The organism is Rhodocytophaga aerolata (assembly GCF_030503435.1).
GTDB classification, from domain to species: Bacteria; Bacteroidota; Bacteroidia; order Cytophagales; family 172606-1; genus Rhodocytophaga; species Rhodocytophaga aerolata.
The window spans coordinates 112,748-133,510 of sequence record NZ_JAUKPO010000014.1 but is presented as its reverse complement, the minus strand read 5'-3'; the positions used below and the strand labels follow the sequence as shown (position 1 = coordinate 133,510).

Annotated in this window: 15 protein-coding genes and 1 riboswitch; of the genes, 7 read left to right on the top strand and 8 right to left on the bottom strand. The window is 39.2% G+C overall.

Going from position 1 to position 20,763, the window contains the following annotated elements; translation table 11 throughout:
* The first annotated feature begins 7 nt into the window (after positions 1–7).
* Positions 8–3,256, top strand: coding sequence for a hypothetical protein (locus Q0590_RS21580; RefSeq protein WP_302039683.1), 3,249 nt, complete (start codon positions 8–10; stop codon positions 3,254–3,256).
* A 77-nt stretch (positions 3,257–3,333) separates the two neighbouring features.
* Here Q0590_RS21580 and recA read toward each other — a convergent pair whose 3' ends face one another.
* A complete protein-coding gene (recA, locus tag Q0590_RS21575) occupies positions 3,334–4,404 on the bottom strand; it encodes a recombinase RecA (RefSeq protein ID WP_302039682.1) in 1,071 nt (356 codons plus the stop codon).
* Positions 4,405–4,937: 533 nt separating this feature from the next.
* Here recA and Q0590_RS21570 point away from each other — a divergent pair.
* From Q0590_RS21570 to Q0590_RS21550, 5 genes are all read left to right on the top strand, one after another.
* Positions 4,938–5,981, top strand: a complete 1,044-nt coding sequence (locus Q0590_RS21570) for an aminopeptidase (RefSeq protein WP_302039681.1) — start codon at positions 4,938–4,940, stop codon at positions 5,979–5,981.
* A 195-nt stretch (positions 5,982–6,176) separates the two neighbouring features.
* A complete protein-coding gene (locus Q0590_RS21565) occupies positions 6,177–6,965 on the top strand; it encodes a DUF3108 domain-containing protein (protein WP_302039680.1) in 789 nt (262 codons plus the stop codon).
* 10 nt (positions 6,966–6,975) lie between these two features.
* Entirely contained in the window at positions 6,976–7,506 is a 531-nt protein-coding gene (locus Q0590_RS21560) for a peroxiredoxin family protein (protein WP_302039679.1), read from the top strand.
* Between the two features lie 133 nt (positions 7,507–7,639).
* Positions 7,640–8,332: a response regulator transcription factor gene (locus Q0590_RS21555; RefSeq protein ID WP_302039678.1), complete on the top strand. Its 693-nt coding sequence runs from the start codon at positions 7,640–7,642 to the stop codon at positions 8,330–8,332.
* Between the two features lie 35 nt (positions 8,333–8,367).
* Positions 8,368–9,408, top strand: a complete 1,041-nt coding sequence (locus tag Q0590_RS21550) for a sensor histidine kinase (protein ID WP_302039677.1) — start codon at positions 8,368–8,370, stop codon at positions 9,406–9,408.
* Positions 9,409–9,496: 88 nt separating this feature from the next.
* Here the strand turns inward: Q0590_RS21550 and Q0590_RS21545 are convergent, their stop codons facing one another.
* Together Q0590_RS21545 and Q0590_RS21540 are read right to left on the bottom strand one after the other, a co-directional pair.
* The gene (locus Q0590_RS21545; RefSeq protein WP_302039676.1) at positions 9,497–10,093 is read right to left on the bottom strand and encodes a hypothetical protein; all 597 of its coding nucleotides are present in this window, start codon (positions 10,091–10,093) and stop codon (positions 9,497–9,499) included.
* A 94-nt stretch (positions 10,094–10,187) separates the two neighbouring features.
* Positions 10,188–10,970: a hypothetical protein gene (locus Q0590_RS21540; RefSeq protein WP_302039675.1), complete on the bottom strand. Its 783-nt coding sequence runs from the start codon at positions 10,968–10,970 to the stop codon at positions 10,188–10,190.
* 730 nt (positions 10,971–11,700) lie between these two features.
* On the opposite strand from Q0590_RS21540, the gene Q0590_RS21535 reads away from it, so the two are divergent.
* A complete protein-coding gene (locus tag Q0590_RS21535) occupies positions 11,701–12,231 on the top strand; it encodes a hypothetical protein (RefSeq protein WP_302039674.1) in 531 nt (176 codons plus the stop codon).
* Between the two features lie 40 nt (positions 12,232–12,271).
* Here Q0590_RS21535 and Q0590_RS21530 read toward each other — a convergent pair whose 3' ends face one another.
* The 5 genes from Q0590_RS21530 to metH all read right to left on the bottom strand — a co-directional run bounded on the left by Q0590_RS21530 (position 12,272) and on the right by metH (position 20,439).
* Positions 12,272–13,864, bottom strand: coding sequence for a phytoene desaturase family protein (locus Q0590_RS21530; protein WP_302039673.1), 1,593 nt, complete (start codon positions 13,862–13,864; stop codon positions 12,272–12,274).
* A gap of 53 nt (positions 13,865–13,917) precedes the next feature.
* Positions 13,918–14,658, bottom strand: coding sequence for a (Fe-S)-binding protein (locus Q0590_RS21525; RefSeq protein WP_302039672.1), 741 nt, complete (start codon positions 14,656–14,658; stop codon positions 13,918–13,920).
* Between the two features lie 26 nt (positions 14,659–14,684).
* The gene (locus tag Q0590_RS21520) at positions 14,685–15,533 is read right to left on the bottom strand and encodes a hydroxymethylglutaryl-CoA lyase (RefSeq protein WP_302039671.1); all 849 of its coding nucleotides are present in this window, start codon (positions 15,531–15,533) and stop codon (positions 14,685–14,687) included.
* Positions 15,534–15,609: 76 nt separating this feature from the next.
* Positions 15,610–16,569, bottom strand: a complete 960-nt coding sequence (gene metF, locus Q0590_RS21515) for a methylenetetrahydrofolate reductase [NAD(P)H] (RefSeq protein ID WP_302039670.1) — start codon at positions 16,567–16,569, stop codon at positions 15,610–15,612.
* A 57-nt stretch (positions 16,570–16,626) separates the two neighbouring features.
* A complete protein-coding gene (gene metH / locus Q0590_RS21510; RefSeq protein WP_378410516.1) occupies positions 16,627–20,439 on the bottom strand; it encodes a methionine synthase in 3,813 nt (1,270 codons plus the stop codon).
* 132 nt (positions 20,440–20,571) lie between these two features.
* Positions 20,572–20,753, bottom strand: a riboswitch (SAM riboswitch).
* Positions 20,754–20,763 lie beyond the last annotated feature (10 nt).

Below are 20,763 nucleotides of genomic sequence, written 5' to 3'. Positions count from 1 at the left end.
CGTAAATATGATTACGAAGTTTATTAAGTGTAAGCAACTATGTAGTCTGATAGTTGGCTTATGCTTATTCGCATTTCATACCCAGGCACAGAACACCTGGGAAACCTTTGGTAAAAACCGGGTTCAATACAAGAATTTTGAATGGAAGCTGCTTACGACCACCAACTTTGAAATATATTATTATCAGGGAGGGAATGAAATAGCTAATTTTGCAGCCCGCTATGCCGAATCCGATTTCGACCGTATTGCCGACATATTAGGATATACCCCATATTCTAAGACTAAAATCTTTATCTATAACTCCATTACTGACCTGCAACAAAGCAATGCCGGTCTGGAGGATGACACGTATGTAATCGGCGGACAGACTAATTTTATAAAATCACGTGTTGAAATACCATACCCTGGCGATCAGGCAGGATTCAAAAAAGAACTCAGTTTAGGCATTGCCCGCATGTTTATTATGGAAATGATGTTTGGAGGCAGCCTGCGGGATATGGTACAAAGTTCTTATTTACTTACCCTTCCTGATTGGTTTATGTCTGGGGCAGCGGCTTATGTAGCAGAAGGCTGGAGTGTGGAGATGGATGATTATATACGTGATGCAGCCCTTAACAAAAATTTGCGTCGGCCATCTACGCTTTCTGGGGACAGAGCTGTACTTATTGGCCAATCTATCTGGAATTTTATTGCCGAAAGGTACGGCAAATCCAATATATCCAATATTCTGAATTTAACACGGATTATCCGGAATGAAGAAAGCAGCATTACTAGCACCCTGGGTATACCTTCGTATAATCAGTTTCTGGGTGAATGGCGCAACTATTACACGTCAATGGCCACTACCGTAGCTAGTAGCTACAAATTACCCGAACCTGACTTAATTATTAAGCGGAACAAACGCAATAAATTTCTTTATAACCAGCTTGCAACAAGCCCTGACGGAAAAAAGATAGCTTATTCGCAAAATTATGAGGGTAGATACAAAGTAATTGTACGGAATACAGACAGCAAAAAAAGCCGTTGGGTAATGTCTGGCGGCTCCAAAGTTATTAACCAACGCATCGATGAAGAATTGCCTTTGTTAGAATGGAGAAATAACAATGCATTGGCTGTTGTTACAGTAAATAAAGGGGAATACTACTTGTATCTTCTGGATCTTTCTAAGTCCAATACCAAAAAAACCAGAAAATCACTGGAAAGCTTTACTCAGGTTAAATCCATTGATATTTCAGACGATGGCACAGCCGTAGTAATGAGTGCTGTGCGCAACGGACGTAACGATGTATATATTTTTGATTTGAACAGGAATAGTATCCGGCAAATCACAAATGACATTTACGATGATAAAGAGCCTAAATTCCTTTCCAATTCTACAACAGCTTTTGTATTTAGTTCTAACCGTAATACCGATTCTTTAAGTACAGGTAAAACCGGTTTTCAGATCTTGGATAATAATTTTGATCTGTATGTATTCAATCCCGATCAATCAACTACCCTTTTACGGCGGCTTACCAATTCTGCCGGAAATGAATCGCAGCCAGTAGTGGCCGGCGACAGCGCAGTATTTTTCCTGAGTAATGAAAATGGGATAGACCAATTGCACAGATTTAACTTAACAACCAACTCCGTATCGCAGGTTACGGGTTTCCAGCAGGGGTTACAAGCCTATGCGGTTAATTTACCAACCAATAGTCTAGCATATATGTTAACCCGGAATGGCAGAAACTACATTGGCTTGGATAAAGACTTTAACTTTAATGAGCAGGTTAGCGCCATACGGACCAGACGCAGTGAGATTCAGGAAGAAACAGCCGGAGGAACTCCAGGAAGATTGTCTACTATACAGCCATCATCGAATGCACCCCGGAGAGATTCTACAGCAGCTCCGGTTAACAGCTCCGATAGCCGGTTAGCTTTGGAAGAAGGCGAAGTAGATACAGACAATTATCAGTTTGATATTGATGTAAAGAAACAGCGGGAAGAAAGCGAAAACCGTTCACGCCGGACTTTACTGAACCCACCAATAGCTGCCAATGCCAGAAGACAGAATGTAAGTGTGCAAGGCCCGTTCCCTTACAAAAGCCGCTTTAGTGCAGATAATATTATATCCTCTGTATTAATAGATCCTCTCAGAGGCCTTGGTGTGTTATTTACGATAAACATGAATGACATCCTGGAAGATCATAAAATATATGGGGGCGTATTGGCCATCACTGATTTACGAAGCAGTAATTTCTTTGGAGAATATCAATATTTGAAGCACCAGATTGATTTTGGTGTACGCTTTGATAAAAAAACAATTTTTGTTAATAGTTCCAGTATATTCCAACGCTACAACCTAAACAAACTCCAGTTCCCGGTTTCATATCCATTTTCTGTATCCAGCCGTGTTACAGTGGCACCGTTCTTAGCAAATGCCAGATTTACTAATACCATAGGCAATCCTTTATATATTGGTGGCTCGGGCGTACTTCCCGATGCCAACACGTTATATGGCGGTGTACGGGCAGAATATGTATTCGACAACACCACAATCAATGGTTTGAACATGATAGAAGGCACCCGGATGAAAATCAGGTATGAAAATTATATGGCAGCCAATACGCCTAATGAAAGTTTCGACAATTTGAGTATTGACCTGCGGAACTATCAGAAAATTCACCGTGATATTATTTTTGCTACCCGTCTGGCATATGGGGTATTTGGTGGCAAAGCCCGGCGAAATTATGTAATGGGTGGTATGGACAACTGGATATTTAATCAGCGGGATAATCAAGGAAGAGGTGATTTATTAGCCTATTATGATTATGCAGCAGACAGACGCGACCAGCTTTTTATGGAATTTGTAACCCCTCTGCGTGGTTTTAATTACAATAAGTTATTTGGTAACAACTTTGGATTGTTTAATGCCGAGTTCAGGTTTCCTATCGTTAAATATTTTTACAGAGGGCCTATTACCTCTAATTTCTTCAAGAACCTACAGCTTGTTGCCTTTACCGACATAGGAGCCGCCTGGACAGGAAAAGGGCCTTTTAGCCGCCAGAACAGTTTGAATACCCGGATTGAAGGAGGTGACAACAATCCATTCCGGGCTACAGTAACTAATTTTAAAAATCCATTCTTATCTGGCCACGGGGCTGGTATTCGTACATTGTTATTGGGATATTATCTTAAGTTTGATGTAGCCTGGGGTGTTGAAGATTTTGTAGTAAGTGGCCCCAAGTATTATCTAACCTTTGGATATGACTTTTAATACTTGTTTATACAAGACTGCAATAAAAAACCTCCGGATTGCGGAGGTTTTTTATTGTAGCAGATTATTATAAAAATCTATGCTTCGTCTTCAAAATTCTCTACAGGAGATTTAGCACCTGCCGGCACTTTTTCTTCAGGAATAGTAGCTTCCCCATTTTTAATCTTTGCCCGGATTTTTGCCTCAATCTCATTCATCAACTCCGGATTATCTTGTAGAATATTTTTGACACCATCTCTACCTTGCCCTAATTTATTTCCATCATAAGAGAACCAGGAACCTGACTTTTTAATTATTTCTAATTCTACACCAAGATCCAGAATTTCACCTACTTTAGAAATACCTTCTCCATACATAATGTCGAACTCAATTACTTTGAATGGAGGAGCTACTTTATTTTTTACTACTTTCACCTTTGTACGGTTACCTATAATATTGTCGGCCCCTTCTTTAATTTGCCCAATCCGGCGGATATCTAAGCGAACAGAAGCATAAAACTTCAAAGCATTACCCCCGGTAGTGGTTTCAGGGTTTCCGAACATTACCCCAATCTTCTCACGCAACTGGTTAATAAATATACAGCAACAACCTGTTTTGTTAATTACACCGGTTAATTTTCTCAAAGCCTGAGACATCAAACGGGCTTGTAAACCCATTTTGCTATCTCCCATCTCTCCTTCCAATTCTCCACGAGGTACCAAAGCAGCTACTGAGTCAATAACAATGATATCAATTGCCCCAGAACTAATCAGGTGTTCAGCAATTTCAAGCGCTTGCTCACCATTATCAGGTTGGGAAATGAGCAGGTTTTCTGTGTCAATACCCAATTTTTCTGCATAGGTTTTATCAAAAGCATGTTCTGCATCAATAAAAGCCGCTATACCTCCACTTTTTTGTGCTTCTGCAATACAGTGCATCGTAAGTGTAGTTTTACCGGAAGATTCAGGACCATATATTTCAACTACCCTTCCGCGAGGCAAACCACCAATACCTAAAGCAATATCCAGTCCCAGAGAACCAGTAGAAATAGCAGGAATATCGACTATCTTTTCGTCGCTAAGCTTCATTACGGTGCCTTTTCCATACGTTTTATCTAGTTTTTCGATGGTAGTTTGTAAGGCTTTTAACTTTGCTGAATTATCAGTCATTCTATAAAATGTTTGTGTTGATAGTTAATTATCTGTAATTGGAATTGAGTAACAAGTTACACATTTTTTCTTAAATCAAAGAAAAATATACAAGAAATGTTGAAAAATATTATCCAACGAATGTAAAATAATGCTTGCTAAGGAAAGTAAACAATACCATAAGTATATTAAATTCAATTTAACTTTTTATCAGGGATGAATCAGAAAATGGTTAACTAATTAAATGAATATTTATAAAGTTGTTACTTATACGCCTGAAGAAATAACAACTTCATACATGGTATCGTTTCCAATGGTATACTTTTAATTTAAAGAATTGTGAAAAGGTATTACCGGATAGTTGACTTTAATAAAATTAAAAAAATATACTGGCAGATAGGTTAGTTATAAAATACACAATGCTTTAAAAAAATATAAAGTATTGTTTACAAGCCGCTTATATATAAATAAGTTATTATTTTCCAGCGGCCAGCGAACGATTGAAGTATCAGTCAGGTTTAGTTTACAAAGTTTAAATTTATACTGAATCAGAAGTGGTAAAGAAAGTTTTCTATAGTATTTTACTTGGTGTAGCGCTTCTAGCTGTATGGCAATATCAGCTTATTTGGTATGGATTAGGCCAGGCATATGGCCAGTTCCGTATTATTTATAATGCACGTCCATTGAAAGAGTATCTGACAGATCATGCTTTTCCAGATTCACTCAAACAGAAACTACTTCTTATACAAGAGATAAGGAAATTTGCCATAGATTCATTAGGTATAAACGATTCTAAAAACTATACTACCGTATTTGATCAGAAAGGAAAACCTATATTATGGGTGGTTACCGCAAGCGAGCCATATGCTCTGGAGGCAAAAGAATGGAAGTTTCCTCTGTTAGGTAGTGTGTCGTATAAAGGTTTTTTCGACCATGAAAAAGCAGTGAAAGAAGAAAATCAACTTAAAGCACAGGGTTATGATACCGAAATAGATGAAGTAGCTGGATGGTCAACACTAGGTTGGTTTCGCGATCCTATCCTTAGTAGTATGCTTGAAAAGAAAGAAGGCCAACTGGCTAATTTAATTATTCATGAACTGACCCATGCTACTTTGTATATAAAGAGTAATGTTGATTATAACGAAAACTTAGCCAGCTTTGTAGGTGACCATGGTGCACGTGAGTTTTTGCGATATAAGTATGGCGAAGAATCTGCCGAGTACAAAACATATACTAACTCACGAAATAACCAGGCCAAATATATACAACATATTTTGCATGGAGCAGACCTACTTGACAGTTTATACAAAAGCTTCACTCCTAAGATGGATAAAGTCACAAAAGATAACTTGAAAAATGGGCTCATTCAAAAGATAATGGATACTACTGATACCCTGACTTATTCTGGTACAACTAAAAAGGCGCTTGTAACCCGTAACAATACAAAAGAAGAACCTTTACCTAATAATGCTTTCTTTATGAGTTACATACGATACCGATCTAAACAAAACCAGTTTGAAGAAGAATTTGCAACAAAATTTAATTCAAATTTCAAAAAATATTTAACGTATCTAAAAAAAACATATCCTTCAATTTAGGAGCATAGTCCTTTTAGCTACTAATTTTTTAGTATGAATGGGTACTATATTACATAATAATCACATAAAGAGGAAGTTTTAGTAATGAGAGGTATTGATTGAAATATGTATTTTTACATAGCATCCCAGGTCTGAGAGTACTGGTTAACTGGTATAACTTTTGTTTCAGAGAAAAAAGTGAAATTTATTTCGTACATGCAGAGATTATTAACCTATGCGATCCTTGTTGCGGTAATCTGTGGATTCATCAGGAAAGATTCTTACAGGCATATTTCCAATGAGAGTTTTACTGCAGGTGAAGTTCTGGAGTATAGGGTACATTATGGTTTTTTAAATATAGGCGAAGGCATTGTAGAGGTGAGCCCTACCTTGTATAAAGTAAATAACCGGATTTGTTATAAAGTTAATGTTTTCGGAAGAACATCAGGCACCTTTGAACTTGGCTATAAAGTTCGAGACACTTGGCGGTCTTATATTGATACCAGTGCGTTGGTTCCACAAAAGTTCTACACCAATATTCAGGAGAATAAATACCGCAAAGAGGAAACGGTTTTTTTTGACCACTTAAAAAGAACGGTCCGTTCGGAAGAAAAAAATCAGGAAACAAAGGAATTCAGCATTCCTAATAATGTTCAGGATTTAATCAGTGGCTACTATTTTTTACGGACGTTAAACTTCAACAAATTTTCGGATGGTGATACAATTGCTGTAAAAGCATTCTTCGATGATGAATTTTATGACTTTAAAGTACGTTTTCGAGGGAGAGAAGAAGTTAAAACAAGGTTTGGAAAAATTAAGTGTATACGGGTAACTCCAGTTATGCCTCCTAACCAGTTGTTTAAAGACGAAAACTCAATAAGTGTCTATATTTCTGACGATAAGAACAAAATTCCGATTAAAGTTGAAGCTGATTTCTTCCTGGGAGCTATTGTGCTTGAACTGAAGAAACACAAAGGCCTTAAAAACGACATTCATTTCTATTAATTCATTCTTTATGTATAAATTATCTTTGTTACTTATATGTACTTTAGCACTAGCTGTTTCTTCCTTCACCGGAAAAACCAATCTACCTAAAGTAGGTACACCAACCAAAGTATTAGCCACTATCCCAAAAATTGGTCAGCTGGCACCCGACATCTCCTTGCCCGATGTGGATGGCAAACTTATACAATTATCCTCGCTGAAAGGAAAAGTAGTGGTATTGGATTTCTGGGCTTCCTGGTGTGGACCCTGCCGCAAAGAAAATCCTTTCAATGTAGAAATGTATGATGCCTACCAAAATAAAGGATTTACATTTTTTAGTATCTCGCTTGACCGCAACAAAGAGGCCTGGAAAAAAGCGATTGTCAAAGATGAATTAACCTGGCCTTACCATGGATTAGATGCGCAGGGGGAAACAGCCACCCAGTATGGTGTAGAGGCAATACCCGCTACCTTTGTAGTAGACCGTGATGGCAAAATAGCCGCCATAGGCCTGAGAGGTCCGCAACTGGATGCCTTCTTAAAAAAACTTCTAAAAAGCTAAAACCGCATATAAACAACCATATCGGACATTTCGTCTAACATAGGCCGCTGTAGAAAGCTAAAATTTCTACAGCGGCCTATGTTTTTAATAAATAACCTTTTAACTTGCGTACCTAATCCCATCTACTCTTTATATGAGCACCACTCAATCTCACAAAGTACTTGTCGTGGATGATGAGCCTGATATTTTAGAACTACTACAATATAATTTAATTAAAGAGGGGTACGAGGTTAAAACTGCGCCAGATGGCAAGAAAGCTTTAGAAGTTGCTAAAGATTTTGTTCCAAATCTGATCCTTATGGACATTATGATGCCCAATATAGATGGCGTAGAAACTGGCCGGCGGATGCGGGAAATGCCTGAACTAAGCAGTACCTACATTATTTTTCTGACAGCCAGGGCAGAGGAATATTCAGAAGTAGCGGCTTTTGATATTGGTGCTGATGATTATATTACCAAACCTATCAAGCCGAGAGCACTGATGAGCCGTATTGGCGCTCTATTCCGCCGGGAATCTAAAAAGACTAAATCTGACGATAAGGTTACTATTGGCGATTTAATGATTGACCGGAAAAGTTATACGGTGTTTAATAAAGGGGTGCCTATTACTCTTCCAAAAAAAGAATTTGAATTATTATTCTTCCTAGCTCAAAACCCCAACAAAGTATTCAGCCGGGATGACTTATTACAAAATATCTGGGGAACAGACGTATATGTGCTTGCCCGAACGGTAGATGTACATATACGGAAAGTACGGGAAAAAATTGGGGAGGGATATATTAAAACCGTAAAAGGTGTTGGGTATAAATTTGATCTTAACGATTAATTTTAGTTTTATAAGTATTCTATTCACAAAAGCTAATGCTATTTAGTCCGAAAGGTATTGCCTTTGTATTAGCTGGGTCTGTTGCCATTATTACTACTGCATTTCTGTCTCTAATAAAAGACACGCCTGGCTCTGCCCTTTTTGTAGCTTTTAGTATTGCTTTTGCTTCTTCCTTCCTCCTCTTTTACTTTTCGCTGGAGTTTCTGGTGTTCCGCGAAATCAACAAAATATTCACGGTAATTGACAAAGTCAAAAAGAAGGATTTTAAACTACCCCGCAAACAGATAGTCATTGATACTAATCCGCTAAAAAGGCTGAACGAAGAGATTTTTGCCTATGCTACCCGGAAACAACAGGAGATTGATGAGCTAAAAAAGCTGGAAAATTTTCGCAAAGAGTTTCTGGCTAATGTCTCGCATGAATTAAAAACTCCCATTTTTGCTGCACAAGGCTTTATTCACACATTAATTGATGGAGCCATTGACGATAAAAGTGTACGTGATAAATTTTTAGATAAGGCTGCCAAAAGCCTTGATGGCCTTGATGCACTGGTAAAAGACCTGTTGACCTTGTCGCAGATGGAAACCGGAGATATTAAGATGCATTACGAAAAATTTGATATTGGCCACCTGACCTCTGATATTTTTGAGCAATTAGAGGAAAAAGCAGAGGCTAAACGTGTACAGTTAAAGTTCGACAAAAAAATGAGTGTGCCTGTGTGGGCCTACGCAGACCGGCATAGAATTACTCAGGTAATGACCAATCTGATAGACAATGCTATAAAATATGGGAGGGAAGAAGGGAAAGTGCTTGTATCATTTGATTCTGATAAGGAACATTTGATTGTATCTGTAAAAGATGATGGCCCTGGTATTGAACCCGAACATTTAAAGAGGATATTTGAAAGATTTTACCGTATAGAAAAAAGCCGGTCTAAAGAACAAGGTGGAACTGGGCTTGGCCTGGCTATAGTAAAGCACATTATAGAAGCCCACAGGTCTAAAGTGAGTGTCACAAGTAAGATGGGCAAAGGAACAACATTTAGTTTTAAACTTGAAAAAGGAGATAATAAGTAAGCTAGCCTACTGAAAGCAAATTAAAAAGGGAATACAAGTATTTTGTATTCCCTTTTTAATTTATGATCTGTCGTTTTCTATAATATACTTATTGTGCCATTTGAGCAATCTTTGCTAGGGGAATATCATTTGCCAGACGTAGTACGTCTGCTTCTGCAGCCTCATCCATGGTAAAGGTAAGCAGCGTATTGTTCATTGGAACCTGTAAATCGTAGCCTGTTTTGCCAGTATCAGTGTTCTCATTTTTGGTAAGTATCGCTTTGTACCCCTGCACTTTCACAATTTTCTGATTTGCATCCTTTGCAGCGCCTACAAATGGCATGGAAAGTAAAGCTGTTAATGAGTTAATCATCGGGGAGTTGTTAACAATATCTATAGTAGCCTTTTTCTGTGCCGCGCCATACGTACGGTGTACAAATAAGCCGGTAGCATTGCCACTGCCAGTTACGTTATCTTCTTTTGTAATGGCAGCTAAAGCGTCCATTTTTTCTGGCAGCATTTTTAAAATCTCTTTGCCAATTGCCACATCCAAATCCCGGAGCATTTGCTCCATAGCAAATCTGGCATCACTTAAGTTATTAGACGTGTACGATGTACGGGCAGCGGTTAGGTTTTTGGAAAATTCCTGTGAGAAAGCAGAAGCTGAAATGGTTAAGGTTACTAACAGAAAGAATATCTTTTTCATAATACTATGTTCGTTTAGAAGCAGTTAAGTTGATATACCTGATATTGGGTGATAGAATGAAAGTATACTAAGGAATGGTGTTGAGCAATGTGCATTATTGTTCACCAAGTTTCTTTTTTATTCCATCTATATCCAGAGAATTAGCGGCAGCCATTACCTCCTGTTCTGTGGCAAAATTTACTCCTTCATATACAAGTAAAGAGGACTGCCCCAGAGGTACACTCAATTTATAACCACTATCTTCACTAAATTCAATAATAGCCTTATATCCTTTTACTTTGGTATGTTTCCAATTCTGTTCACTATTACTTGTCTGGCTGTAAGTTCCGTTAGCCATGTACATATTAACAGCTGACATCCAAGCAGAATTATTGGCCACGGTTACAGTGAGTTCTTTATCATTATCTCCTGTGTATACCCGCTGAATAGTTAATCCTGCCCATCCCCAACCAGTACTGGCAACCTGGTCGGCACTTGCATCTTTTTTCAATCCACTAATCGTTTCCGGCAACGATTTAAGAATACTTTGGCCTATTTCCATTTCTACCCCCATCATAGCTTGTTGTACAGCAGACCGTGCTTCCCCATAGCTTCCAGCCTTATAAGAAGTCTCTGCATCGGCCAGGTTTTGTTTTACATCTGGTGGAGTGGTAACCAACCCACCACCCTTATTCTGAGCTTTTGTTCGGGTGGTACTTGTGGAGGAATTACCGGTAGCAGAGCCAACTTTTTCTTCAGCCTTGTTACTAACGGCTTTGTCTAAAGCTTTATCAGCCTTTTCTTCTACTTTTCTCATTAACTTATTCAGCCCCTGAGCTGAAACAGAATTTACCGCTAGAAATAATGCGGCAAAAATGACGAAGCAACTAATTTTCATAAATAATATGGTTAGAAGGTTACAAAAAATCAATACTTATCTATTGCTTCAAATAAGCACATAAGTATAGTTTGTATTTTTTATGATGAATCTTATGAAATGTAACCCGGATGGCTGGATGATTTTCCTTAGAAAAATCTACTACACAGCATGCAACTATGACTAATAATAATTTAAACCGAAATTCTTTCAGTAGACAGAACCTGAACTAATAAGAACTTTGTAAATCCTTCTTATCTATGCTAATGCGTGTTAACAAAAAGTAGATGATTCCCTATTTGGATAGATGCAGCTACCAAACCTGATAATTTATCTTCTGTAGCCTTTCGGTTTCTTAGTATTACTCATCCCACCATGCTGTTTGGGCTGCCAGGGCTGTGGTCTTGACCGGTATCCACTACAGGAATAGATGAAAGCCAAAAGAATGAATATTGCCAGATATCTTCTCATTGATCTGTTCTTATTTCTACAAAGCTACTATTATTTCTTTAGTACCGTGTACTATCTATGGCAAACTTATTGCTATTTTATTACAAAGCATACTCCTACCTTTCTTTACTTACAGACTTGGTTCATTTTTATAAAACATTGTAAATGTGGTTATTATAAATATGATACTGGTTATGTGGTTACTTTAACCAGTACCTTGGAAATTAATAATTGATTTTATTAAAAAGTATATCTAATGTAATATTTAGAATATTTTCTAACAACCTGAACTAAACTTTCTATGAAGAACTTCTTTCATTTTACTATATCTGTAATTTTAGGTTCATTGCTAGGATACTCGTTGTACTATAAAATTCTTAAGAGAGGCACACCTGCCGAAGCAAATACTATTGCTGTGGATCAACTGTTTTTTGCAGACAATATAGCCTTTGAAAAGAAACAACAAGAAGCTATCACCCTTAGAAATACGCCTCGTCTGGATACACTCCAGGTAAGTGTTCAGCTGTTTGAGACAGTTCAAAGTAAGCAGCAAACTACCTTATCTACCAAGAGCACACAAGTAAAACTTATTACTATTATAGAAGCTGTACAGCCGATAGAGGTGGCACAATTACAAAAAAACAAAACAATTTCTATACCTGTCACTCAACTATCTACCCCGGCTGTAGCAGAACCTGCGGCTGTGTTACCTGCACCTACCACACAAGTAGTGTCTGCCTCTGCTGAAACAACCGATGCGCCCGTTGAATCTCAGGAGCAGGCTGATAAGAAAAAGTTCTTATTCTTCAGTAAAAAGGCTAGAAATAATTAAAAATAATCAGCTGGAGGTAATTCTAAGCAAAAGTTAAAACTCACAGTCTGCCTTCCAGCTCCAATACTTTCATGGCAGCATTATGGCCCGGAATACCGCTAACGGCACCTCCTCTTTTGGCTCCTGAACCACAAATATAGAGGCGCTCGATGTCTGTTTCTACACCCCAGGTACCTTCCTCTTGTTTATGTTCACTAAAAAACCAGCTTAAGGCATTGTGAAAAATATTTCCCTGGGGCATACTTAATTCAAGGCTAATATCAAGCGGGTTCTTGGCTTCTAAACACAAGTTGCCTAAGGAATCTAGCGCTATACACGCCTCTATAGGTTCATCCAGGAATTCATTCAAACCCGCTAAAAAACGCTTTAATGCTTCATGTGAAATAACTTTTTCATCTGGGCCAGCAAATAAAGAATAAGGTGTATCTAATCCAAATAGAGTTAATGTATGGTAGCCTTGTGCAACCAAATTAGGCGAAAGAATGGAGGTATCTGTAAGGGTATGGCAGTAGATCTCTGCAGGCAGGATAGCCGGCAACTTACCGGATTTAGCTTCTTCATACGATTGCTTCATTTGTTGGTAGCCCTCATTTATATGAAATGTGCCAGTGAAAGCATCTGTAGAACTAACTGTTGTATTTTTTAAGTTGGGTAATTTCTTTAAAAGCATATTTATTTTGAATACCGCTCCCTCATCTTCATCTTTGCTTTCCTGCTTTCTTCCTGTTAATTTATCCAATACTTGTGGAGCTGCATTCAGTAATACATATTTAGCTTGCACTTCATATATTTTTCCCGCATACTCAATTGATAGTGTATGTTGTTTGCCTCCTGTATTCAGTTGATTTACCAAGGCATTGGTTACCAGGGTGGCTCCATATAAGGTAGCTGCACGGGTTAACTCATTCAGTAACGTTTGCATTCCTCCTTGCGGCACCTTCCACTCACCAGTCCTGTTGCCAATAATGTGGTAAAGGAATGTTCGGTTCTGCAACAAACTTTCATCGTACGGGTGAGTAAATACCCCTATTTTAGCATCTGTAAACACAGCTCCACATAATATGTCATGATGTAAATGAGCTTCAATAGTTTTACCTAGCGGCTCTTCTACAAAAGACTGCCAGATAGCTTTCTCCTGTGCTGTAACGAACTGTTTTTCAAAGTATTTTTTACTTTGTAAGGGCTGAAGAAAACTGTCCCAGATAGTATCAGCCAATATCTGCTCCATTGCCAACAATTTTCTGTAACCTCTGTATTCTTTTGCACCGGCAAGAGCTTCTATAGAATGTCTGGTAACTTCTTCCGATGTATTGCTGATAAGTAGCCCTTTGTGGGATTGATTTTCAGTAAATGGCGTAAAAGAACTGATTGATCTACTTCTTAATGGCAAACTTAATTGCAGATCTTGTATGATTTTCTGCGGAAACAGGCTGATGAGGTAGGAGTATACAGAAAGATAGGCCTCATAGTCGGGAAATACTTTTTTGGATACCGTAGCTCCTCCTAAATATGCATTCTTTTCAGCCACTAACACACGCAGGCCGGCTTTGCTCAGGTAAGATGCCGACACTAATCCATTGTGCCCTCCGCCAACAATTACTACATCATAAGAAGAGTGGATGATTTCTTTCATTTAGTATAGTCTGATCAATTAGTATCAGCTGGTATATAACTCTTTAACAGATGTTACCAGCCACTAGCTAACACATCAGCAATATGCATCACCTTTATAGCCATGTTATTTTTATTGATATAGCCATTCAGGTGCATGAGGCAGGAATAATCTGTGGATATGATATAATCTGCTTTGGTTTCCACTGCATGCAACACTTTTTGCTCAGCCATTCCTACGGATATAGCTTCAAACTTTACGGCAAAAGTACCCCCAAATCCACAACAGGTTTCATTGTCTACCATTTCCCGTAGTTCGAGGCCTTCTACCCCGGCTAACAGTTGACGAGGCCCTTCTTTTATCTGGCATTCCCGCAAGGCGCTGCAAGAATCATGGTAGGTAGCTACACCAGAAAGTTTAGCTCCTTCTATTTGATTGATGCCTAAGACATCTGTCAAAAACTCTGTAAACTCATAGGTATTTTTTTGAACCCGCTGGCAATCATCAAACTGCGGAGAATTTTTATCGAATAAGTCTTCGTAGGCATTGCGGATCATACCACCGCAAGAGGCTGACGGGGTAACTATGTAGCGGTCGGCATGCGGAAAATCTTTCAGAAATTTTTTGGCTACCTCTTTTGATTCATCAAAGTAGCCGGCATTAAAAGCCGGTTGCCCACAGCAGGTTTGATCAGGATTGTAATTAACGATACAGCCTACTTTTTCTAGTACTTTTACCATATTAAACCCAATTTCCGGCGCTAACTGGTCTACAAAACAAGGAATAAATATATCTACAATAATAGGTTTTTGCATGAAAATAAAGAGATGAAATACGGCTTCTAATTTCCAAAAATTTTATGTGCATATTGATATGCCTCATTAAATATAGTTTTGTTCAGAGACAAATCAATTGATAAGCTTTCAAAATAGGCAATCATTTTTTCTGTCGCAATGTTTCCGGTTAAGTCATCTGTAGCCATAGGACAGCCGCCAAAACCTTTTATAGCTCCATCAAAACGCCGGCAACCAGCTTTGTAGGCAGCATCCAGTTTTTCGGTAACCGTATCCGGTGTAGAATGCAAATGTGCACCAAATTCTGTATCTGGGAAAGCTTTCACCAGCGCCGTAAATAAGGCATAAATAGATTCCGGAGTAGCACAACCAATGGTATCGGATGGCGCAATAATTTGAATACCTAGTTGTACTAATTGCTGAGCCAGATCTTGTACAATAACCGGATTATATTCCTCTCCATACGGATTACCAAACCCCATAGAAAGATATACCACTAGTTGTTTGTTGGTTTGCTTGCACAACTGTTGAATTTGCTCTACTTCCCTTAATGCCTGGGCAATGGATTTGTTAGTATTTCTTTGCTGAAAGGTTTCTGAGACAGAGAGTGGATACCCCAGATAGGTTATTTGAGGATAAGAAATAGCCTGCTCTGCACCTTTTAGGTTGGCTACAATGGCTAATAGTTTAGTATTTGTTTGAGTTAGATCTAGTTTTGCCACTACCTCGGCTGTGTCACGCATTTGTGGAACAGCTTTTGGCGAAACAAAGCTGCCAAAATCAATTGTATCGAAGCCTACCCTTAACAGTTTATTGATATAAGCCACTTTAGTATCTGTATCAATAAACTCTGGCAATCCCTGCATGGCATCCCGTGGACACTCTACAATCTTCATAAATTTAAAAAATTGGAAATGTAAGAATGTGAAAATGAAAACTATTTACAAATTTCCACATTCTCAAATTTTCAAATTAAAACAGGGCCGAAGCTATTTTTTTAACGGTGTCGGATTTACCCATGGAATAATAATGCAATACCGGTACACCAAACTTCATAAGATCTTTTGATTGCTGAATGCACCATTCTACACCTACTTGTTTAGCTTCTGCATCGGTTTTGCAACTTTCTACAGCTTCTGCCAGCTCATCCGGAATATCAATATGGAATATGCGGGGCAATACCGTAATTTGTTTTTTGGTAGTAATGGGTTTCAAGCCTGGAATAATTGGTATGGTTATTCCTTCTTCACGGCATTTGTTTACCCAGTCACAATATTTTTTATTATCGAAAAACATCTGAGTTACAATATAATCAGCTCCCAGATCTTGCTTCATTTTCAGGTATTTAATATCTGTTTTCAGGTTAGGAGCCTCAAAATGTTTTTCCGGGTAACCTGCCACCCCTATGCAAAAATCAGTAGCAATCGGTGTTTTCATTTCTTCATCCAGATACATGCCTTTGTTCATATTCACTACTTGCTTTAAGAGCTCCGTAGCATAATGGTGGCCGTCTGGTTCCGGGCTAAATGCAGGTTCCGTCTTAATAGGGTCGCCACGAAGCACCAGTACATTTTCTATTCCCAAGAAACTCAGGTCTATTAACGCATTTTCGGTTTCTTCTTTTGTAAAACCACCACAAATTATATGGGGTACTGCATCTACATGAAACCGGTTCATGATAGCCGCACAAATACCCACTGTGCCTGGACGTTTACGTGTAGAAATTTTTTCTAACAGTCCATTTTCCCGCTTCTTATAAATATATTCCTCCCGATGGTAAGTTACATCAATAAATGGCGGCTTAAACTCCATTAATGGATCAATGGCCTCGAATAAACTTTGAATACTTTCTCCTTTCAAGGGAGGCAGAATTTCAAACGAAAAAAGTGTTTTGGTATTAGCGTCTTTAATGTATTGAGTTATTTTAGTCATCTTCTGTTGCTAGAAAAACTTCTGTAATGTACGAATGAAGATATTTGTTTATTTGAATTAGTCATAATTAAGGTTCGGAGCCAGCCATCTTTCCACTTCTTCTACTGACATACCTTTCCGTTTGGCATACTCTTGTACCTGATCTTTAGCAATTTTGCCAAGACCGAAATATTTAGATTGCGGATGGGAGAAATACCACCCACTTACGGAAGATGCCGGATACATAGCAAAACTTTCGGTTAGCTGAATATTTACTTTGCTTTCAGCCTCTAATAAGTCGAACAGAATGCGTTTTTCCGTATGGTCAGGACAGGCCGGATAGCCTGGTGCCGGGCGGATACCCTGGTATTTTTCGTCAATCAGGTCTTCGTTGCTTAGCTTTTCCTTGCGATCATAGCCCCAGAACTCTTTCCGTACCCGTTCATGCATTAATTCAGCAAATGCTTCGGCCAACCGGTCGGCAATGGCTTTAATCATAATGCTGTTGTAATCGTCATGGTCTTTCTCAAATTTCTCAATCAGTTTCTCTATACCAATCCCGGCTGTTACGGCGAAGGCACCTATATAATCTGCTTTGCCTGTCTCGATAGGAGCTACAAAATCAGCCAGAGAAATATTAGGTACATTAGAAGCTTTTTGACCTTGCTGACGTAGGAAATGAATTTTATTGCCAATTTCGAATTTGGAATGTTTAGTAATCTCTGGGGCATATCTGGCAGCAGAACCATTCATTGCCTTTAACTGGTAATTCACTGATTTGTGTACGCCATGTTTATCGCAAGGGGTTTCAATTTCTACCGGTTCAAAATCATACAGAATTACATCATCGTCTACGGCATTAGCTGGGTAAAACCCAATAACGGCTTTGGCAGTTAATAATTTATGATCTATTACTTCCTTCAATAGCTTAGTGGCATCTTCATATAGTTTTTTAGCTTCAGCACCTACCGTCGGATTATCGAATATCTTTGGATACTTGCCTTGCAACTGCCAGGTCTGGAAGAATGGAGTCCAGTCTATGTACTTAGCTATTTCGGCCAGGTCGTAGTCATGGAAATATTTATTTCCTAAAAATGAAGGTTTTGTAACCGTCGTAGTTTCCCAGTCTATTTTAGTCTTATTCTCACGGGCTTTTTCTATGGAAACATAATTCTTATCCTTTTGCCGGGAGGCATGGTCCGTACGAAGTTTCTCATATTCTGCCTTAATCTCTACTGCGAATTCATCCATGGTTTTCATGTTGGCCAGTTTACCAGCTACCGGTACGCTTCGGCTGGCATCCAGTACATGCACGACGGCTCCGGAATAGTTAGGTGCAATTTTTACAGCCGTATGGATACGGGAAGTAGTAGCCCCGCCAATAAGTAAAGGGATTTTAAACCCTTGCCGCTCCATTTCTTTGGCTACGTGCACCATTTCATCTAAAGAAGGGGTAATTAGTCCGCTCAGGCCAATTATATCTACTTTATGCTCTCTGGCCGCCTGCAGAATTTTTTCAGCAGGAACCATTACGCCCAAATCAATTACTTCATAGTTATTGCACCCGAGTACTACGCCTACAATGTTTTTACCAATATCATGCACATCGCCTTTAACGGTAGCCATTAATATTTTACCTGCTGTATCTCCCCGGCCATCTGCCTTTTCGTTAGGATTTGCAGCCGCATGTCTGACTTTTTCTGCTTCAATAAACGGCAATAGGTAAGCCACCGCTTTTTTCATTACCCTGGCACTTTTTACTACCTGGGGCAAAAACATTTTCCCTTCGCCAAACAAATCGCCTACAACGTTCATTCCATCCATTAATGGACCTTCAATAACCTGTAGGGGTTTTTCGTATTGCTGACGGGCTTCTTCTATGTCCTGATCAATGTAATCTACTACTCCTTTTACCAGGGAGTGGGTTAAGCGATCCTGTACGCTTCCTTGGCGCCAGCTTTCGTCTTTTACCTGCTCTTTACCCTTAGATTTAATATTTTCAGCAAAAGACACAAGCCGTTCTGTCGCATCCGGACGGCGGTTCCATAAAACATCCTCTACCAGCTCCAGCAAATCTTTGGGAATATCTTCATATACGGCAATCATTCCGGCATTGACAATACCCATATCCATACCGGCTTTGATCGCCCTGTACAGAAAAGCTGAGTGCATAGCTTCCCGGACTACATCATTCCCACGGAAACTAAAGGATATATTGCTGACACCCCCGCTTACTTTGGCATATGGCAAATTTTTCTTAATCCACTCCGTAGCTTTTATGAAGTCTACTGCATAGTTGTTGTGTTCTTCAATACCAGTAGCTACAGTTAATATATTGGGATCAAAAATGATATCTTCGGGCGGGAAGTTGAGTTCTTTGGTAAGAATGTTATAAGCACGTTCACATATTTCAATCCGTCGTTCGTAGGAATCTGCCTGACCTTGTTCATCAAAGGCCATAATTACTGCCGCGGCTCCATACCGTTTTACTTTGGTAGCATATTCTTTAAACTTCTCTTCTCCTTCTTTTAAGGAAATAGAGTTGACGATGGCCTTGCCTTGCACACATTTCAATCCTGCCTCTATCACTGACCATTTAGAGGAATCAATCATAATGGGCAACTTGGCAATATCTGGTTCAGAAGCAATCAGGTTGAGAAAAGTAACCATAGCAGCTTCTGAATCAAGCATGCCTTCATCCATATTCACATCAATTACCTGGGCACCACCTTCAACCTGGTTGCGGGCTACTGATAAAGCTTCTTCAAAATTGCCAGCTTTAATTAACCGGGCAAAAGCTTTGGAACCGGTTACGTTGGTGCGTTCGCCTATATTGACAAAATTAGCTCCAGGGAATATTTTAAGTGGCTCTAGACCACTGAATTTAGGTAAATGATCGTTGGTGGGAACCTGGCGGGGCGAATAGTTGGCGGCTACATCGGCAATAGCTTTAATATGGTCTGGCGTGGTGCCACAACAACCCCCAATGACATTTATAAAATTATGCTGCAAAAAATCTTCAATGATGGTAGCCATGTGTTCGGGCGTTTCATCATACTCGCCAAACTCATTAGGCAGCCCGGCATTGGGGTGTGCAGACGTGTAGAACGGAGCTTTTTGTGCCAGTTCTTCTACATACGGCCGAAGCAAATCTGCTCCTAAGGCACAGTTAAAGCCTACACTCAGTAAGGGAATATGGGAAACAGAATATAAGAAAGCTTCTACGGTTTGCCCGGAAAGTGTACGTCCGCTGGCATCCGTAATGGTACCCGACACCATCACCGGAATACGCTCGCCTATTGTTTCAAAAAATTGCTCTATGGCAAATAGAGCAGCTTTCGCATTTAAAGTATCAAATATTGTTTCAACCAAAAGCAAATCGGCTCCGCCATCTATCAACCCTTTTACTTGCTCCGTATAAGCAGCCACCAGTTCGTCAAAAGAAACTGCCCGGAACCCCGGATTATTGACATCTGGCGAAATAGAAGCTGTCCGGTTGGTAGGGCCTATTGAACCTGCTACAAAACGGGGTTTATTTGGGTTGGCTTTCGTAAACTCCTCAGCAACTTCTTTAGCAATTCTGGCCGACTCATAATTGAGCTCATATACCAGATCTTCCATATGGTAATCAGCCATGGCAATGGAAGTGCCGCTAAATGTATTTGTTTCAGCAATATCAGCTCCGGCTTCAAAGTATTGGCGGTGAATTTCCCTAATAATCTGCGGCTGTGTAAGCGAAAGCAAGTCATTGTTTCCCTTCAGATCGTATGGAAAATCTTTAAAGCGTTCTCCCCGGTAATCGGCCTCTTCGAGTTTATACCGCTGGATCATGGTTCCCATGGCTCCATCGAGCACCAGGATACGCTTGCCTAAAAGCTCTGTAATATTCATTATCGTAACGATGAAAGATGAAAGATTAAATGATTACTGATTACTGATTACTGACTGAGTATTTGACTACTCATACATCAGTAATTATACTAAACAGCTTATTCAGAAGGGGAAGGTTATAGTGAAGCACCGACCTTATCTTTCTTAAGAGTTATGGCTCTTAAGTGGAAAGCAGCACCGTAAATCAGTGAAAACTGGTAAATGATTAATGATTGATTTTAATGAGAAGGTAGTCTACAGTCATTAATCATTCGTCACTAATAAGGTTGCTAAGACATCATGGGGTCCATTCCCTCCGTCTTTCTGGATAAGTTTATTTAGGCA

Bases quoted from the DNA above. Each gene is read 5' to 3' on its own strand.
- Q0590_RS21580 (WP_302039683.1), top strand. From the start codon at position 8: ATGATTACGAAGTTTATTAAGTGTAAGCAACTATGTAGTCTGATAGTT.
- recA (WP_302039682.1), bottom strand. From the start codon at position 4,404: ATGACTGATAATTCAGCAAAGTTAAAAGCCTTACAAACTACCATCGAA.
- Q0590_RS21565 (WP_302039680.1), top strand. From the start codon at position 6,177: ATGCAGAGATTATTAACCTATGCGATCCTTGTTGCGGTAATCTGTGGA.
- Q0590_RS21560 (WP_302039679.1), top strand. From the start codon at position 6,976: ATGTATAAATTATCTTTGTTACTTATATGTACTTTAGCACTAGCTGTT.
- Q0590_RS21555 (WP_302039678.1), top strand. From the start codon at position 7,640: ATGAGCACCACTCAATCTCACAAAGTACTTGTCGTGGATGATGAGCCT.
- Q0590_RS21550 (WP_302039677.1), top strand. From the start codon at position 8,368: ATGCTATTTAGTCCGAAAGGTATTGCCTTTGTATTAGCTGGGTCTGTT.
- Q0590_RS21545 (WP_302039676.1), bottom strand. From the start codon at position 10,093: ATGAAAAAGATATTCTTTCTGTTAGTAACCTTAACCATTTCAGCTTCT.
- Q0590_RS21540 (WP_302039675.1), bottom strand. From the start codon at position 10,970: ATGAAAATTAGTTGCTTCGTCATTTTTGCCGCATTATTTCTAGCGGTA.
- Q0590_RS21535 (WP_302039674.1), top strand. From the start codon at position 11,701: ATGAAGAACTTCTTTCATTTTACTATATCTGTAATTTTAGGTTCATTG.
- Q0590_RS21530 (WP_302039673.1), bottom strand. From the start codon at position 13,864: ATGAAAGAAATCATCCACTCTTCTTATGATGTAGTAATTGTTGGCGGA.
- Q0590_RS21525 (WP_302039672.1), bottom strand. From the start codon at position 14,658: ATGCAAAAACCTATTATTGTAGATATATTTATTCCTTGTTTTGTAGAC.
- Q0590_RS21520 (WP_302039671.1), bottom strand. From the start codon at position 15,533: ATGAAGATTGTAGAGTGTCCACGGGATGCCATGCAGGGATTGCCAGAG.
- metF (WP_302039670.1), bottom strand. From the start codon at position 16,569: ATGACTAAAATAACTCAATACATTAAAGACGCTAATACCAAAACACTT.
- metH (WP_378410516.1), bottom strand. From the start codon at position 20,439: ATGAATATTACAGAGCTTTTAGGCAAGCGTATCCTGGTGCTCGATGGA.